Origin of the sequence: Paenibacillus phytohabitans, from assembly GCF_013141775.1 — a bacterium.
Lineage (GTDB): Bacteria > Bacillota > Bacilli > Paenibacillales > Paenibacillaceae > Paenibacillus_AQ > Paenibacillus_AQ phytohabitans.
Genome location: NZ_WHOB01000016.1, coordinates 586,620 through 603,182, shown reverse-complemented (window position 1 = coordinate 603,182; position 16,563 = coordinate 586,620). Strand labels below are relative to the sequence as shown.

Annotated in this window: 16 protein-coding genes; 12 read left to right on the top strand and 4 right to left on the bottom strand. The window is 51.7% G+C overall.

All coding sequences use genetic code 11. The annotated features are described in order from the left end of the window. Positions 1-2: 2 nt before the first annotated feature. Both GC101_RS04530 and GC101_RS04525 read left to right on the top strand, forming a co-directional pair. Positions 3-1,055: an ABC transporter substrate-binding protein gene (locus GC101_RS04530; protein ID WP_171716250.1), complete on the top strand. Its 1,053-nt coding sequence runs from the start codon at positions 3-5 to the stop codon at positions 1,053-1,055. Then, positions 1,052-1,882, top strand: coding sequence for an alpha/beta hydrolase (locus tag GC101_RS04525; RefSeq protein ID WP_171716249.1), 831 nt, complete (start codon positions 1,052-1,054; stop codon positions 1,880-1,882). The genes GC101_RS04530 and GC101_RS04525 overlap by 4 nt, the downstream gene beginning before the upstream one ends. An 81-nt stretch (positions 1,883-1,963) precedes the next feature. Here GC101_RS04525 and GC101_RS04520 read toward each other — a convergent pair whose 3' ends face one another. Together GC101_RS04520 and GC101_RS04515 are read right to left on the bottom strand one after the other, a co-directional pair. Continuing rightward, complete coding sequence (locus GC101_RS04520) at positions 1,964-2,719, bottom strand: PIG-L deacetylase family protein (protein ID WP_171716248.1); 756 nt, start codon at positions 2,717-2,719, stop codon at positions 1,964-1,966. Between the two features lie 44 nt (positions 2,720-2,763). Further along, on the bottom strand, positions 2,764-4,101 hold the full coding sequence (locus GC101_RS04515) for an MFS transporter (protein ID WP_171716247.1): 1,338 nt from the start codon (positions 4,099-4,101) through the stop codon (positions 2,764-2,766). Between the two features lie 315 nt (positions 4,102-4,416). Here GC101_RS04515 and GC101_RS04510 point away from each other — a divergent pair, with 315 nt between their 5' ends. The 4 genes from GC101_RS04510 to GC101_RS04495 all read left to right on the top strand — a co-directional run bounded on the left by GC101_RS04510 (position 4,417) and on the right by GC101_RS04495 (position 8,718). Continuing rightward, entirely contained in the window at positions 4,417-6,006 is a 1,590-nt protein-coding gene (locus GC101_RS04510; RefSeq protein ID WP_171716246.1) for a methyl-accepting chemotaxis protein, read from the top strand. Between the two features lie 23 nt (positions 6,007-6,029). After that, complete coding sequence (locus GC101_RS04505; protein ID WP_042138421.1) at positions 6,030-6,455, top strand: chemotaxis protein CheW; 426 nt, start codon at positions 6,030-6,032, stop codon at positions 6,453-6,455. A 15-nt stretch (positions 6,456-6,470) separates the two neighbouring features. Next, positions 6,471-8,465, top strand: coding sequence for a chemotaxis protein CheA (locus GC101_RS04500; protein ID WP_246354150.1), 1,995 nt, complete (start codon positions 6,471-6,473; stop codon positions 8,463-8,465). Positions 8,466-8,544: 79 nt separating this feature from the next. Then, positions 8,545-8,718 (top strand): hypothetical protein, encoded by a 174-nt coding sequence (locus GC101_RS04495; RefSeq protein ID WP_171716245.1) that lies wholly within the window; start codon positions 8,545-8,547, stop codon positions 8,716-8,718. An 84-nt stretch (positions 8,719-8,802) separates the two neighbouring features. Here the strand turns inward: GC101_RS04495 and GC101_RS04490 are convergent, their stop codons facing one another. Next, a complete protein-coding gene (locus GC101_RS04490; protein ID WP_042138419.1) occupies positions 8,803-9,171 on the bottom strand; it encodes a hypothetical protein in 369 nt (122 codons plus the stop codon). A gap of 232 nt (positions 9,172-9,403) precedes the next feature. Between GC101_RS04490 and GC101_RS04485 the strand changes: the two genes are divergently transcribed. The 6 genes from GC101_RS04485 to GC101_RS04460 all read left to right on the top strand — a co-directional run bounded on the left by GC101_RS04485 (position 9,404) and on the right by GC101_RS04460 (position 15,572). Continuing rightward, positions 9,404-10,162 (top strand): CPBP family intramembrane glutamic endopeptidase, encoded by a 759-nt coding sequence (locus GC101_RS04485; RefSeq protein WP_171716244.1) that lies wholly within the window; start codon positions 9,404-9,406, stop codon positions 10,160-10,162. Positions 10,163-11,089: 927 nt separating this feature from the next. Then, positions 11,090-12,589, top strand: coding sequence for a spore germination protein (locus GC101_RS04480; protein WP_171716243.1), 1,500 nt, complete (start codon positions 11,090-11,092; stop codon positions 12,587-12,589). Continuing rightward, a complete protein-coding gene (locus tag GC101_RS04475) occupies positions 12,589-13,794 on the top strand; it encodes a Ger(x)C family spore germination protein (protein ID WP_171716242.1) in 1,206 nt (401 codons plus the stop codon). Before GC101_RS04480 ends, GC101_RS04475 begins: the two co-directional genes overlap by 1 nt. After that, positions 13,791-14,015 carry a hypothetical protein gene (locus GC101_RS04470; protein ID WP_171716241.1) on the top strand — a complete coding sequence of 75 codons (225 nt, stop codon included), beginning with the start codon at positions 13,791-13,793 and terminating at the stop codon, positions 14,013-14,015. Before GC101_RS04475 ends, GC101_RS04470 begins: the two co-directional genes overlap by 4 nt. A gap of 38 nt (positions 14,016-14,053) precedes the next feature. Beyond that, complete coding sequence (locus tag GC101_RS04465; RefSeq protein WP_171716240.1) at positions 14,054-15,133, top strand: GerAB/ArcD/ProY family transporter; 1,080 nt, start codon at positions 14,054-14,056, stop codon at positions 15,131-15,133. Next, positions 15,114-15,572: a methyltransferase domain-containing protein gene (locus GC101_RS04460; RefSeq protein ID WP_171716300.1), complete on the top strand. Its 459-nt coding sequence runs from the start codon at positions 15,114-15,116 to the stop codon at positions 15,570-15,572. The genes GC101_RS04465 and GC101_RS04460 overlap by 20 nt, the downstream gene beginning before the upstream one ends. On the opposite strand, the gene GC101_RS04455 is transcribed toward GC101_RS04460, so the two are convergent. After that, on the bottom strand, positions 15,550-16,530 hold the full coding sequence (locus GC101_RS04455; RefSeq protein WP_425497130.1) for a serine hydrolase domain-containing protein: 981 nt from the start codon (positions 16,528-16,530) through the stop codon (positions 15,550-15,552). The two genes, GC101_RS04460 and GC101_RS04455, sit on opposite strands and share 23 nt — an antisense overlap. Between the last annotated feature and the right edge of the window lie 33 nt (positions 16,531-16,563).

The following is a 16,563-nucleotide window of genomic DNA, read 5'->3' as shown; positions in this document are numbered from 1 at the left end:
ACATGCAAGATCATAAGGTCAATTCAGCCAAGAGAAAGAAGTCAGGAATCCCGGCCCTGTTAGCGCTAATCTTCGTGATTATGCTGCTGGCGGGCTGCGGCAACAATTCGGCGGCTGACAGCGGGGCCGGGAATGGAGCCGCTCAGACAAACGCCGCAGAAGCGACACCGTCACCGTCACCTGAAGTGGAGCCGGCAGTAGCTGAAGCTGCAGAGGCAACCAGCTATCCGTTAGTGGTTCAGGACGAACTGGGACATGAGGTTACATTAAACACTGCTCCAACGAAAGTGTTTGCCCCATATATGGAAGACTCTCTGGTAGTGCTCGGCGTCAAGCCGGTGGGACAGTGGTCCAATAAAGGCCAGGGACAGCAGTATCTTCAGGATCAGCTTGCCGGGGTTCCGCTTGTTGATTTCACCAGCGGCTTGCCTTCGCCGGAGGTTGTCATGGCGATGCAGCCTGATCTCATTGTGCTGCATAACTCCTACTATGCGGAGAATGGTGTCTATGAGCAATACTCCAAAATTGCCCCGACCTATGTCTTCCAGCAGGCGGCAGGTGACCTGGACAGTTCCTTAACAATACTGGGTGATCTCCTCGGCAAGCAGGAGGAAGCGGCTAAAGGCCTTGCAGATTACCGCAAAAAGGTAGAGGAGGCCAAGACAACCCTGGCTCCGCATATCCAAGACAAAAAGGCGTTGATTATCCGGTTCAATTCGCGGGGGATGTTCCTGATGGGCGGTGTTTACGGCGGGTTTGTACTGGCTGAAGAGCTGGGAATTACCAAGAGCGATCTTGTTGCTGCAGAGAACAGTGTAGAGCTGTCGCTTGAGGTTTTGCCGCAGATCGATGCCGATTATATCTTCCTGGCCAACGATACAGCCAACACCGGTGAGTCCTTCTATAAGGAACTGACAGAGAGCGCACTCTGGAAAAGCATCCCTGCCGTCCAGGCCGGCAAGGTCTATGATGTGGATGACCGATACTGGCTGGGCGGCGGTATCGTTGCCTACAGCAATGTCATTGACGATGTTCTGGAGATCCTCGCGCCATGACTATAACGAATGAACGGAGCTACCCGCATCTTGGCTGCGAGGAACATGTCATTTATGCCGGGGTAAGACGCCAGGAGTATCGGATTCTGATCTCGCATCCAACCGGAGAAGCCCCGCCGGAGGGGTATCCGGTCATTTACGCACTGGATGGCCATGCCGTATTCCATACCCTGGCCGAATCTGCACGTCTGCAGACCCGCAAACCGCATGGTTATGATCCGGTGGTAGTGGTGGGGATCGGCTATCCTTCCGGTGAGTCCTTCGATATGAAGCGCCGCTGCTATGATTTCACCATGCCAGCTGAGGAGCAGCAGCTGCCCAAGCGGCCGGATGGCAGCCAGTGGCCGGAGAGCGGCGGGGCAGACGAATTCCTCGATCTGCTGCAGCTGGAGATTATGCCGATGATCGCCAGCCTGTTCCGGGTAGACACACAACGTCAGGCGCTGTTCGGCCACTCCCTCGGCGGTTTACTTGTACTGCACGCACTGTTCACGCGTCCGGAGCTGGTAACCCATTATACGGCTGGCAGTCCTTCAGTATGGTGGAATGATTATGCCCTGCTGGCTGAACTGGAGCAGTTCTTGGCAGCATATCCTGCTAAGGCTCTGCAGCGTAAGCTGCTCATTACGATCGGTGCCGACGAGCTGGAGCATATGGTCGAGGATGCCGGGAAGCTTCCCGGAAGGCTGGCATCTCTGGCGGAGCATGGCCTGCAGACGAGTCTTAATGAATTCGCCGGGGAGAGCCATGTCAGCGTACTGCCTGCGGCGCTGAGCCGTCTGCTGAGATTCGCCTTGGAGAAGGATGAGATCCTGGAACAAGTCTAAAGTTCATAGATTCCACGTAAAGAAGAGCAGCAAATCTCCCGTTAAGGTGAGAAGTGCTGCTCTTCTAGATGTTAATACACTTTAGATCAGCCGGGCATCCACGAAGCAGTGCAGATGCAGCGGGGACAGCACCTTCAGACCTTCACCGAGCTCGAAGTCTTTGCCTTCAGCGAGCTGGCGGCCTTTTTCACGGAAATAGATCCGGTACATCGCCAGAGTCTCCTCACTGAATTGGCTGCTGTGCAGGGCTAAGGCTGCGAACTTCCGCTCGAAGTGGTCTGTAATGTCGATCACCGTATTAGGCTCCGAGGTGAAATAGAAACCAATCGCCTTCGGCTGCCAGGGGCGGGTGCTTGTCCCTCGGGGATACAGCGGAAGTCCGGACGACAGGAAGGCCTGGGCTGCGGCTCTGCCGGTAACGATATGATCATAATGTGCCTCATAGCTCAGCCACGGATCAGGACAGAGGATAACATCCGGCTGCACGGTGCGGATGATCCCGGCAATCTCTTCTGCCAGCGCCGGAATATGCTCCAGGGTGCCGTCGCCGTGGGCCAGCTGATGGAACACCGTAGCACCCAGCGACCGCCCTGCGGCCTCCAGCTCACGTGCGCGGACGGCTGCAATCTCGGCAGAAGACAAATGCTCGTCCAACGCACCAAGATCCCCGTTCGTCACAGTCAAATAATGAATCTCGCAGCCCCGCTCCGCCAAAGAGGCGATTGTCCCACCGATGCCCACCTCATTATCATCCGGGTGCGGCTGTACGCATAATATTCTGCGGCAGTCTGTCAGATCGGGAGGGGACATCAGTGCTGCCATTGTGGATATATCCATGCTCATGATCACTCCTTATATCAGATAAATGCTTGAGTTCCTTTCTATACGGACCGGGTATTCTCCAAATCGCTCAGCGTCTGCAGCCTCTGCTTGTCACTGATATTGTAGAACAGAATCGGCAGAATTGCGGCCAGGAAACACAGCGCAGGCAGCAGAAACATCACGAAGCTGAGCCCCTGCTGGAGCCTTGGAGTCGACGGCTGATTCTCAACATAGCTGAGCAGGCCCAGACTTGCACCGATAATGAGCCGTGACAATGCCCCGCTGAATTTAGTGACAAAGGTGTTCGTGGAGAACACAATCCCCTCGCCCCGGAAGCCCAGCTTCCACTCCGAATAATCAATGGTATCCAGCAGCATGGACGTGCTCACAATGGTTGTCATGCCCGAGAAGAAGAAGCTGACCGCGAAGAACACCAGAGTGGTCATAACATTGTGGTCACCGAGAAGGTAAGGCAGGATGCAGGACAAGCTCCCCAGAATACAGGAGAGGATGAATACCTTCTTCTTGGAGAAGCGGCGCAAAAGCGGCGGCGTAGCCGTCATGCCCAGCAGCATGCCTACAACAAGGCTAATCCCGACCTGGGTTGCATAACCGGCATCTCCCCAGACATAGACCACATAATACAGCTGGATGCTCTGCCGGATGCCGTTGACCAGGTTAATAATCAGCAGCGAGGCAAGCAGGGTGAGCAGCGGTTTGTTTTTATACACCGTTTGCAGATTTTGCCGGAACGAGATCTTCACAGGTGAAGGGGCGACCCTTTCCCTGGTAAGAATTCCGGTCAGCAAAATAGATAACGCAGCAATGATTCCTATAATAATTGCAGAATACAGATAAGCTTGCGTGCTCCGTTCACCGCCGAAGGCCAGCAGCAGCTGGATCCCGCCGACTGTGATCACGACCGCACCGAGGGTACCACCGATTTTGCCTAAAGTGACGAACAAGGTCCGTTCACCCGGATCTGTAGAGATGACGGACGACAGGGCCCAAAGCGGCGTATCACAGACCGTATACAGCATACCCCAGAGCAGATACGATACGGTGGCGATTACCAGCGTCGTCTTAGAGGAGCCGCCGAAGTCCCAGAAGCAGACGATGGTTGCCAGTGCAATCAGGAAGGGGGCGAACAGCAGATAAGGCCTGAATTTGCCCCACCTGGAGCGTGTTTTGTCGGTAATCATACCCATCAGCGGATCCAGACAAGCATCGAAGATGCTCGCCACTACCAGAATGACACTGGCGGTAGTCGCCGGAATGCCCAGCAGATCCGTGTAGAAGAACAGAATATACATCGACATGAAGCTGTACAGCATATTCTGGCCCAGCAAGCCGCCGGAGAACACCATTTTCTCAGCCAAAGGTACTTTTGTTGTCAATGGGCAGTCCTCATTTCGTTGTGTATATGTAGGGATTGTACCATTTGCTAATTATGTTTATTTATAACTTTTTTTGATGTTCTGTCAAGCTGAATCTGCCGGCTGCAGTATGCTGGATAACATTTATAGATTTGATCTATGGAAGCGCATTTAAAGTGAAAAATAAAAAATTAATTAAGCAAAATATTTATATTAAACTTTTAACGAAAAATGTCGAAATATAGCTAATGATGTCCGGTCGGCAGATGGGGGAGTGGTTGAAAGGGTTTACCGACAGGAAGGACGCCAAGATAGTTAACCACAGGGGGAAATCACATGAAATGGTTCGGAAACATGAAGACAGCAACAAAAATTATCTCAGCTTTTATGGTGGTCTCATTAATTCTGGCGGGACTCGGGGTGTATTCCATTTTCTCGCTGAGCAGCAGTAATCAGAATATGAAGGCCATGTATAACAACAATCTGATTTCGGTCAGAGATCTGTCTGCTGCCAAAATCAATTATCAGGTCATCCGGGTATATATGCGCGATATGAGCAACACAACGGATGCAACCCAAATTGCCGGTTATCAGGACAAGATTGCATCCACCCGGCAGGATCTGATCCAGAAGGTGGACAATTACCGTCCGCTGGCCACGACCGGCACGGAGAAAGAGCTGCTGAACGATTTTGACAAGGAGTATGAGCTTTATCTGAAGCTGTTTGAGGAAGCGCTTGTTCTGGCTGAACTGGATGATCCAGCTCAATTTAATACATTCCTGACCACCCAATTGACTGCGCAGGGAGAGAAAGTGCTTGCGAACCTGGATGGTCTGATCGAATTTAACGTGGAGCTGGCCGATGAAGCGAACCGCCACTCCCAATCAGCATATTCCTCCTCGCTGGTGCTCACCATTTCAGTTGTCTCGGCTGCTGTTATCATCAGCATTCTTATAGGTTACCTGATCGCCAGATCCATCTCCAAACCGCTTATGCAGATGCTACGGCTGGCCTCAGAGGTGGCGAACGGTGATCTGACCCAGCAATCCGATATTTCCACCAAGGACGAAGTTGGGCAGCTGGCTGCTGCCCTGAACCGGATGGTTCATAACCTGAAGGACCTGATCAACGGGATTGTTATGAATTCACAGAGTGTAGCTGCGTCTTCCGAGCAAATCTCGGCAAGTACCCAGGAAATCGCCGGCACCAGCACGAACCAGTCTGCGGCGGCAACGAACATTACCGAACTGTTCAAGGAGCTGTCGCTGGCGATTGATTCCGTAGCCTCCAGTGCTGAGGAAGCGGCGGAGCTGTCAAATGAGACGGTGCGCACGGCCCGGGAAGGCGGATATGTGGTTGAGACCTCGCTGCAGGGGATGCAGACCGTCAATCACCAGATGAAACAGCTCGAAGAGGATTCCGGCAAAATCGGAGATATCATCGAAGTGATTGATGATATTGCCGAACAGACCAATCTGCTGGCCTTGAATGCGGCGATTGAAGCTGCTCGTGCCGGAGAGCAGGGCCGCGGCTTCGCAGTGGTGGCGGATGAGGTCCGCAAGCTTGCCGAGCGCAGCAGTGATGCCACGAAGGAAATCACGAAGATTATCAAGGCCATGCAGGAGAATACGAAGCAAAGCGTCCGGGCAGTAGCGGAAAGCGTTGAGCAGTCTTCGATGACCAGCCAGGCCTTTGAACAGATTATTAGTATGGTTAATACGTCTTCACTCAAAGTGAATGAAATTGCTGCCGCCTGTGAAGAGGAATCCGCCCAGGCAGCCGAAGTGATGAGCTCGGTCCAGTCCATTGCCGCCTCCAGTGAGGAATCCGCAGCGGCTTCAGAGGAAACGGCAGCTACCTGCCAGGCGCTGGCCCTGTTATCCGAGGATTTAGCCCAGTCCGCTGCCGCATTCAAGACTCATTAATTCTACAGACTGAAGGTGAAGCCATGTCATCCTTACAGAAGGAACAGTATATCGAGCTTGCTGTAGGAGCCGAAACCTGTGCGATCCGTATCGAAGAAATTCATGAAATAATCAAAATGCTCAGCATTACAGATATCCCGTTCACCCGGAATGAAGTGAAGGGTGTGGTCAATCTGCGCGGTAAAGTGGTCTGCGTGATGAGCCTGCGCAATTTGCTGGGGATGGCGGATGAGCCGTACACCCGGAATACAAGAATTATTGTGGTCAACTACCGGGAGGAATTCGTGGGCCTCATTGTGGATAAGGTCAATAAAGTGACTACGTATGCCGAGATCCACCCTCCGGCGGGCGGACATAACCGCAGCCGCGAAGCGGTTTTCCACGGGATTGGCCAACGGGATGACCAGCTGATTGGCATTCTGAAGCTCGAGGAAATATTGGGCGGTTAGGAAGGGGAACAAGTAATGATGATGGAACTGTCTGCCTACCGCGATATTTTCATAGAAGAGCTGAATGAGCAATTGGAGCGGATCGACCAATCCCTGCTCACACTGGAGCATGCTCCGGCACCTGAGCTGGTCCAGACGATATTCCGCGCAGCCCATACGATTAAGGGCTCAGCCTCAACCATGGGCTTCCGTGAAATGAGCGATCTGACGCATGAGGTTGAATATGCCCTTGAATGGGTCCGGGAGAAGAAACCGGAGATTACCGCAAAGCTGATTGATACGCTCTTCCGGGCGCTTGACGCTATGAAGCTGCTGCGCACCCAATATATCAGCGGTGGGGATTACGCCGACTGCAGCGCCGTCGTTGCAGAGATCAAGGCATTGATTAATCAGCCGGCTGAACCACAGCCGGTCCGGTTGCCCGTCTTAAGTCCGGCGGAGATGCTCCTGGCCGAAGAAGCCGTGGCTGCCGGGTACTCGCTGCTGTCCCTCGCGGTAACGCTCAAAGAGGAGTGCCTGATGAAGGCGGCACGGTATTATATGCTGCTGCAGCGTATCGAAGATGTATGCGGAAAGGTCATTGCTGTCGCGCTGCCGGCAGCGGCGGCCGCCGGAGCAGACGAAGACTCGCGTTACAGCCGGTTTGCTGTAGTGGCCGCTGCCGGCAAAGAAATTCAGCAGATATCAGAACAGCTGGCGGGAGATTCAGATGTCCAGAGTATTGTCATCACCCCATTTGTGCCTGGTCCTTCAAGCGTTATTGGCGCAGCAGCGGCGGTTGAACCGTTACTGGCGGGGCCTCCGTCATCTCCGAACAAGGAACAACGGGGGAACAGCGCCCAGCCGACAGTCCGGGTCAGCGTGGAACGCCTGGATCATCTGATGAATCTGGTAGGCGAGCTGCTGATCGAGCAGACCTCGCTGGCCGATCTGAGCGCAGCCGGCCAGCGGAATGATCCGGCTAAGGTATTGCCGGGTATAGGCGGAGTGTCGGATCATATGGGGACTATTATTAAAGAGCTGCAGGAAGGTGTAATGAAGACCCGGATGCTGCCGATGGATCAATTGTTCAACCGTTTTCCGCGCCTGGTGCGGGATCTCGCCCACAAGCTGGGGAAGGAGATTGAACTCGTGATCCGGGGCGGCGAGACCGAGCTCGACCGGATGATTATCGAAGAGCTGAGTGATCCGTTGATCCATTTGATCCGCAACAGCACCGATCACGGGATTGAAAGCCCGGAGGTCCGGGCAGAGCGCGGGAAATCTCCCAAGGGAATGATTACGCTCACCTCTTTTCATGAGGAGAATCAGGTGGTTATCCGTCTGGAGGACGACGGGCAGGGCATAGATGCTGTCAGAATCAAAGCCTCTGCACTTAGCAAAGGCATCATCACTGAAGAACAGGCCGGGTTCTTAACGGCTCAAGAAGCCATCCACCTGATCTTTGAGCCCGGCTTCTCAACGGCTGCTGAAGTAAGTGAGGTATCGGGCCGGGGGGTGGGGATGGATATCGTACGCAGCCAGATTGGGCGGCTTAACGGTATCATTGATATTGAAACGGTACCGGGCCAAGGGACTGTGTTCATTATCCGTCTGCCGCTTACACTCGCCATCATTAAGGGGTTGCTGGTGAACGTATCCGGCCGGGTGCTGATCCTTCCTATGTATAATGTAGCGGAAATAGTGCGGATCTCCCCCGAAGACATTCAGATCGTTCAAGGCGAACAGGCGATTATCAACCACGGGCGGATTGTGCCGCTATCCTGGCTTAGAGACAAGCTGCATTACCCGCGGACCGAGCGCAGCTCCAAGACCATCCCGCTGGTAATTGTCCGGTCTGTGGACCGGATCGCCGCCTTTGCCGTTGATGAGATCATTGGTAATCAGGAGGTGGTCATTAAGTCGCTGGGTGCGTATTTGGGGACGATGAACCATCTCTCCGGGGCAACAATTCTGGGGAACGGGCGGGTTGCGCTGATTCTGGATGCCTCCTATCTGGTCAGCCATTAATTTCATTGCTGCAGGTTTTGTATAGAACACGCAGGAGTTGTGAAAAATATGGAAAGACGTACCAGAAAGGGGTGGAGAGTTGGATATTACACTGGCTTCAGATGAAGTAATCAGTCGGATCAAGCAGCTTCAGTCTGGTGGAGGTACCGTAAACAAGAAGCAGGTCAAGCAGCAGGATCCGGAGTTAATGCGCAGTGCGCTGCATTATTTTCCGAGCTGGGAACATGCCGTGAAGAACGCCGGATTGCTGTAATTGAATCAGATACACAAAAAACCGGAAGATCCGCAGCACACTGCGATTCTTCCGGTTTTTTGCGTGCCGCCAGCAGAAATAGGGTTATTTCTTGTGCGGAACAGCCTTGGGGCTCTTGATCTGCAGCTCGATGGCCTGCTGGTTCAGCTGCAGCTCATCCATATAAGCGTTGACCTTCATCCGCAGCTTGTGCAGCATTTCGATATGCATATCATGAATACGGTCTTCAATACAGAATGCCGAGCAAGCCAGATATCCATCTGTGTAGGATTTGGTGTCGTCCACTACCGTATTCAATTTTTCTTTGTAAATCCGCTTTACAGGGCCGCTTTCAGGTTTGATCTCATAGTAGCGGTTCGTTTCCGTCAGCAGTCTCCAATGACTGGCCTCGACATCATATTCATCCTTCTCCAGCTGCACGGTTACTTTAAAGATTTTAATAGGACTGTTCATGTTGAGCGAAACCTCCTGCAACCCCCATACTTATGTTCAATTCTCACTATAGGACTCAGAGATTATAGCATGCGTCAGCCGTATTTCCCACTGGAATATTAGGTAAAGTGATGGACTGAAGCCTTATAACCGCAGTGAAAATTGTAGTATATTTCCAAGCGATCGTTTACAATAAATCCATTATTGTCCTTGACTGGCAATGATGAAACCAACTACATAAAGGAGCTAACAAATGAAGAACACCGCTGCAAAAGGACATCCGGTTATATTCTCGCTGATGCTTGGGGTTGTCCTGACCCTGCTCGTATCCGTAGCATCCGCAGTAGCTAGCATTCAGGAGTTCGGGGATATGGGAGTCCGCAATGCCCAGGCCTGCGCCTTCCTGGTTATGGCTATTATCGTTACGGTATATATGAAAAGAAAGGATTCCTCGCTGGTAAGCTTCGGCTTCCGCAAGCTTGAGGCCAAGCAGGCCAGGCCTGTGCTGTTCTACATCCCCATGCTGCTTCTTACAGTGGCTCAGCCGCTTATGAGTGGAATCAATGTGGAGCTGACGGCGGCTGAGGTGATCAGTATCGTGATCATGACGTTGCTGGTGGGATACACGGAGGAATCAATCTTCAGAGGAATTATCAGAGATAAGCTGAAGCATAAGGGACCTGTCTTTTATATTGTTTTCTCGTCTGTATTCTTTGGTGTTCTACATATGGCCAACGCGCTTGGCGGAAAAGATATCATAAGCACACTTCTCCAGGTAGCCAATGCGCTGCTGCTGGGCTTCGTCCTCGCACTGCTGATTGAGGCAGGCAACAATATTATTCCGCTGATCGGCTTCCATTTCATCTATGATGCACTGGCGATGGTCAGCAATGAGAATGTGGAGCATGAGCTTCTGCTGGTGTCCATTCTGAATATTCTCTATTTGCTATTTGGCATCTATTTGCTGATTGTGTTGAACCGCAGGAAGAACAATCACAGTCTGTCCATGTAAAAGTAGGCCGGTAAGCAGGCAGCAGTGCGGCTTTCCGGCTTTTTTTGTGGTCCCAGGAATCATTAAACAACCTGCAATGATAACGCATACATGACATGAAACCAGCAAGCAGGAGCAAATTATCCCTAAAAAGAGTAATCGTTAGGCATAGGCATTCTGCTTATAAATAGCAGGGAATTTCAGGGATTATGACGGGATATGCAGGTTTTTGAAGTTTTAAATTTTATCATTTCCGGTGTATAATGTAGACATCACCAAAGGAGCCACAGCAACAATCCACAGGTGGTAACTACAGGTGATTGCCTCATTCCTAAATTTAGCAATGAATGAAGGAAAGGAGAGAATCCCGATGTACTAGCGTTAGCGAAGCGTGCCGGAATCGGCTGCTGATGAGGAAGGTGGATGATAACATCTTCTGGCAGATCGTGGGTATGCGGGAACCCAAGAGCAAATCTTTGAAGATGAACCAAAGCTATTCATTCAAGCAAGAGTAATCTTGCGGAAGAAAGAGCGTGATTCCGTTGAAAAAGGTTAGCGAAGCGTACTAAAACGATTCTTCACAGCAGGGAAAACGTCCGTGAAAACGTTTTTCGTGAAATCGTGTACGCGGGAATCCACCCCATATGCAGGACATGGAGCAACACTCCGAAGAGGAGCGAACGGGCAACACGGTAACATGAAATTTGAACAATCACCATGTCAGGGATATGGCTTTGTTAGCAGGAGGAAATGATTGAATTGAATACAGGAATAAACACATAAATCCCCGTGCCTCAAGTAATCAGGCAGCGGGGATTTATGCGTATATACATAAGCTACTCCATTTCGCCAGTGCGGCTGAAATGGAGTTTTTTGTTTAGAAATAAACCCTGTTAGGCAACACTAGACTCCATAAGGAAGAGATATCAGCAGCAGGGAGACATCAGCATGAAATTCCATGATCAGGAGTCCCGTAAACCGCATGACCCCCACCTCCAGCGTCTCAGCCGTGAGGCCTTCATCAATACGGAACTGATCTGCCATAGATTAGGCGCCAGCTCAGATGTCAGCGTGCGGTCCATTCGTCTGGACTGGAGCAGCCTGGAGAGGGAATGTGTAATTCAATTAATATTTCTGGATGGTATGGTGAACAGTCAAGTGCTGCAGGAATCGATTATTCCGGCCATTCAGTCAGCTCCGCCCGTCCCGGAGGGATACAGCCTGCCCCGCTACTTCAGCGATCAGATCCTGACCGCAGGGCAGGTTAGAATCACCGGGGATATGACAGGTGCGGTTAAAGATATTTTGTCCGGTTGCCTGCTGATGCTCATTGACGGTTATGATGAAGCGCTCGCTCTTGCCATTCAGGGATATGAGAAACGAAGCATCGGAGAAACCAAAACAGAGACCGTAATCCGGGGACCGCAGGAGGCTTTCACGGATGACCTCCGGACCAATATTACCATGATCCGCAGAAAAATGAAGGATGAGCGGCTTAGAATTGTTACCCGCTCCGTGGGGCAAGTCACTCAAACCGATGTCTCCATATTGTACATAGAAGGTCTGGCAGATGAGCCGGTCCTGGATAGAATAGCGGAGATGTTCGATGAGATCGGACTGAAAATGGTACTCGAAGGCGAATATATCGAGGAATATCTGCAGGGAAACAAATACACCGTATTTCCTACCATTCTTAACACGGAAAGGCCGGACAGCATTACCGCAGGGCTGGCTGAAGGAAGAGTAGCTATTATAGTTGACGGAACCCCGTTTGCAATGATTGTTCCTTCCCTGTTTATAGATTTTATCCAGTCTGCGGAGGACAGCTATCAGCCTTATCTATTTTCCAGTCTGGTTCGGGTCCTGCGCCTTGCCGCTGTAATCATCAGTGTTTTTGCTCCCGGTCTATACATCGCCATCACAACCTTCCATCAGGATCTGCTGCCCACACGGCTGCTGCTGAGTATCATGTTTCAGCGCGAGGGGGTACCGTTTCCGGCCTTTGTTGAAGCAACTCTGATGGAGATCACTTTCGAAATTATACGGGAAGCGGGAATCCGCATGCCCCGCAACATCGGCCAGGCTGTATCCATTGTGGGGACGCTGATCGTAGGACAGGCTGCGGTGGATGCCGGCATTGTCTCGGCAGGGATGGTTATTGTAGTTGCGATTACCGGGATATCAAGCTTTGTCATTCCCGCCTACAATATGTCTATTTCCATCCGGATGATCCGTTTCCTGTTTATGGGTGCGGCTGCTTCCTTCGGCATTTACGGGATAACCGTCGGATTCCTCATTCTTGTCGTGCATTTATGCAGCCTGCAGTCTGTGGGAATCCCTTATATGCGCCCCTATGCCCCTTATCTCAGAAAAGAACAGGCAGATGGCGTCTTTCGCAGCCCCTACTGGTCAAGCCCGCGGAATAAACGCAGCAAGGATGGAGTCTAATGATGAGAAGACCGGTAATGCTGATCTGTGCGCTGGCCGTGATGGTAACGGCGCTGTCCGGCTGCTGGAGCCGTAAGGAACTGGGGGATTTGGCTGTAGCCATCGGTCTTGGCATTGACCGGACGGACAAGGGGTACCGGGTAACAGTGCAGATTGTCGCACCCAGTCTGGCCGCTGCCAGCAGCGGAGGCAGCGGAGGTCCTCCAGCCCTTGTGGTTGATACTGAAGCAGCTACGATTATGGAGGCTTTACGCAAATTAACGACCAAGCTGCCGCGTAAAATTTATTTATCGCATTTAAGCATGCTTTTACTCGATGAAGCTATGGCTAAAGACGGCATCCGTAAACCGCTCGATTTCCTGTTCAGGGATCATGAAGTACGGCCGGACTTTGATGTTGCCATCGTCCGGGACGGCAGTGCCTACGATGCCTTGTCTATTATGACTCCGCTTGAACGTCTCCCGGCCAGGGATCTGTATGATTCTCTGAACGGTTCCCAGAAGAATTGGGCACCCACCTCCGCAGTGCGTCTGCTTGACCTGATGAAGTGGTTTGATCTGGACGGGCAGGAGGCGGTGTTAACCGGTCTTCATCTGGTAGGCAACCTGGAAAAGGGCAAAACCAAAGAAAATGTGGAATCTATCAACAGTCCGCTGAAATTCGAGTACCGGGGCATCGGGGTGATGAAGGATGATGTGCTGCTCGGCTGGCTGAATGAGAATGACAGCAAAGCCTATAACTATGTGACCGGAAAAGTAAAATCCACGGTGGGCAAGGTAGATTGTCCAGATAAAGCGGGGACTTTTGTGATGGAGGTCCTGCAAGCTAAATCCAGGATTATCCCTAAGCTTCATAATGGACAACCCTCTGCCACGGTTAAGATAACGATTGAAGCCAATATTGCAGAGGTGGAATGCAGTCTCGATTTGAACAGCCGTGAAGTACTGGACATGATGAAGACACAGGCTGCGAAACGCACACAGGAACTGATTGCCGGCGGTATCCGCAAAGTGCAGAGCGATTTTGGTGTGGATATTTTCGGCTTTGGCACTAAGTTTCATAAGAAGTATCCCGCGTATTGGGCCAGCAAGCATAATCAGTGGAATGAGGAATTTAGCAAGATGGATGTGAAGGTGGTTATGGATTATATCATTAAGGGCAGAGGAAGAATCGTGAATCCTCCATTGAAGGAAGAGGAGCCATGAGTGTTTTTCTGATCTCAGCTAATGTGCTGCTGTGGGCATGGCAGATCCGCCGGTTCCGGGGGAAGCGGGCAAATGTCCGGGATAAAGTGATTGTCTACAGCCTGTATGCTATCGCACTCGGATTAGGTATTATGTTAGCGGAGAACTGGATCATCCCGGATTTACTAAGGCCGTTCATTAGCTTGCTTGGGCAAGTGAACCGGTTATTCGGAACTGGCTGACCCAGGGAATCTGACTGCAAAGAGGAGGGGAAGAGCAGATGAGCTCCCGCCAGTTGACTATGCTGTTAGCGCTGCATTATTGGGGGAGTGCGCTTCTCGGGCTTCCCTCGATGATGATCGGTTTGTCGGGAAAAGACGCCTGGGCTCCCATCCTGCTCGGCATGCTGTTTCAAATGCTGATCATCCCGTTATTTGTAGCCATATACAGTCAAATGAACGGCGACACCATGGGGCAATACTTAGTACGTACTTTGGGCAAAACAGCCGGAAAAACCATGCTGGCGTTATACCTGTTTTTTGTGCCTTTTCTGATCTTTATTTTGACGCTCCGCAGTTTAGGTGACTTTACCAGCAATGATCTGTTTATAGAAACGCCACCATCGGCGATTTACGCGCTGATCCTGTTCGCACTGGTGTACTGCCTGTACAAAGGGTTTAACGCGGTGTGCAGATCCACGGAGATTACCTTTCCCATTGCTTTGGTACTGCTGGTAATGCTGCTGCTCTCACTTATATATGGGGCGGACTGGAGCAACTTTCTGCCTGTGTTTGAGAAGGGTGTTCATCCTGTTGTTGAAGGTACAATAAATTTCATGGCTTATCCCAACAGTGAGGTTGCGTTAAGTCTGTTCCTGGTCCCATTGATGAAGAATAAACAAGCTTATCAAAAGGCACTGATCCACAGCACGTGGATTACCGGCATCACCTTAGTATTACTTACGGCACTCATTATCATGGTGCTCGGAGAAAGTCTTCCTCCAAATATGCCTTATGTAAGCCAGTTTGCGGCCAAAACGGTCACCATCGGCGGATTCTATGAGCGGAGTGAAACCGTAGTTACGGTGATCTGGTTTATCGTTATCTTTTACCGCCTGATTCTTACCTTCTATATCGCTGCTCACGGCTGTGCGGAGTTATTCGGGCTTAAGCAGCATACCGGACTCCTGATACCACTGGCCCTGGCCAGTATTCCGCTGGCGATGAATGTCTGGGATAATCCTTCTGTGATTGCCGAGCTTAATGAAGTCTGGTATCTGAACGTATTCTTCTTTAACCTCCTGTGCCCGCTCTTGTGGTATACTGCCCATAAATTAAGGAATAGAGTTAAATCTAGCTAAGCAGGCCCACCACTTCCCGGAGGTTCAGACTTTCATCTCCGAAGCTTACCGGGTGCTGAAGCCGGGCGGAAGACTCCAGCTGATCGATAATGTTGTGCCGGAGGACGCAGCGCTGGGCAGATTCTATAATGAGGTGGAGAAGCTGAGAGATCCCAGTCATGTCCGTGCCCTGCCCAAATCGGAATGGATTCAGAGGCTGGAGCATTCCGGCTTCCGTCTGGAAGCGTTAATATGCTTGGCCAAGCCGTTTGAATTTGCCTCCTGGTGTGAACGGGCCGGTCTTACGCAACTGGAGCGGGAACGCGTAGAAGCCGCCTTCCGGCAGGCACCGCAGGCAAGCCGGGATTTCTTCAGCATACGTGAAGAAGGCGGGAAGCTGATTGGTTTCACCGGAGAGGCAGCTTATTTGGAGGCTGCTAAAGTCCGCTTGGATTCATAAGCTGTGGTACAATATACTCGCGGAAGACCTCTGGCGGAGGGTTGTTTTTGCCGCGTCTGTTATCCTGGGTCACCACGGCAACGGCCTGAAGCTCCGGAAGTACATACACATATTGCCCGGCGTACCCGCGTGCATAATAATAATCCACAGCAGCAGACCCCCCGGTTCTGGTATCACCCGTTATTGAATCTGTCCACCAGTGCCAGCCGTATCCGCCATGGCGGGGCGGTTCAGCCGGCAGAGCCGGCTGCACCGAACACGCGACCCGTCCGCCGGATATAATCTGCGAATTCTCCCATACTCCCTGCTGCAGATAGAGCTGTCCGAATTTCAGCAGGTCGGCGGGCCTCAGCTTCAGCCCGTAGCCGCCCGTATGGATGCCTTGGGGATCTGTCTCCCACTCATACTCCGTAATTCCGAGAGGTCCGAAGAGATATTGCTCGGCGAATCTTGCTGTGCTCATTCCTGAAGCCTGCACCACAATAGACGACAGCAGTTGCGAGATCCCCGAGTTATACTCCATCCGGGTTCCCGGTTCCTCCGCGAGCGGCTGCTCCAGTACATAGTTCACCCAATGGGAGGAACGGGTCATCTTGGGGAAGGAATTCGCTCCGCCGAATTCGGTCCAGCGAAAGCCAGCCGACATGGTTAACAGCTGTCCGATTGTAATTTGCTGCTTGCGTGTATCAGCGTCACGGCTGAGCTGCGGGAAGAATTCGCTGATAGGAGCCGAAGGACCGGAAAGCTGGCCTTGATCCATCGCGATGCAGACCAGCGCGGAGAGTATGCTTTTGGTGCAGGAGTTGATCTTGGCAATCTCGGAAGAAGTGCGCTGATCTCTATAATGTTCAAAGATCAGACGGCCCTGCTGCTGGATCAGACAGCTCCGCAGATTCAGCGGCTTTAGGGAGTCGGAAAGTGCTGACAGGTTCATAGTTGTGTCCTTTCGGTATGTCATCCGGGCAGCTCTTATATCATGCTGCCCATACTG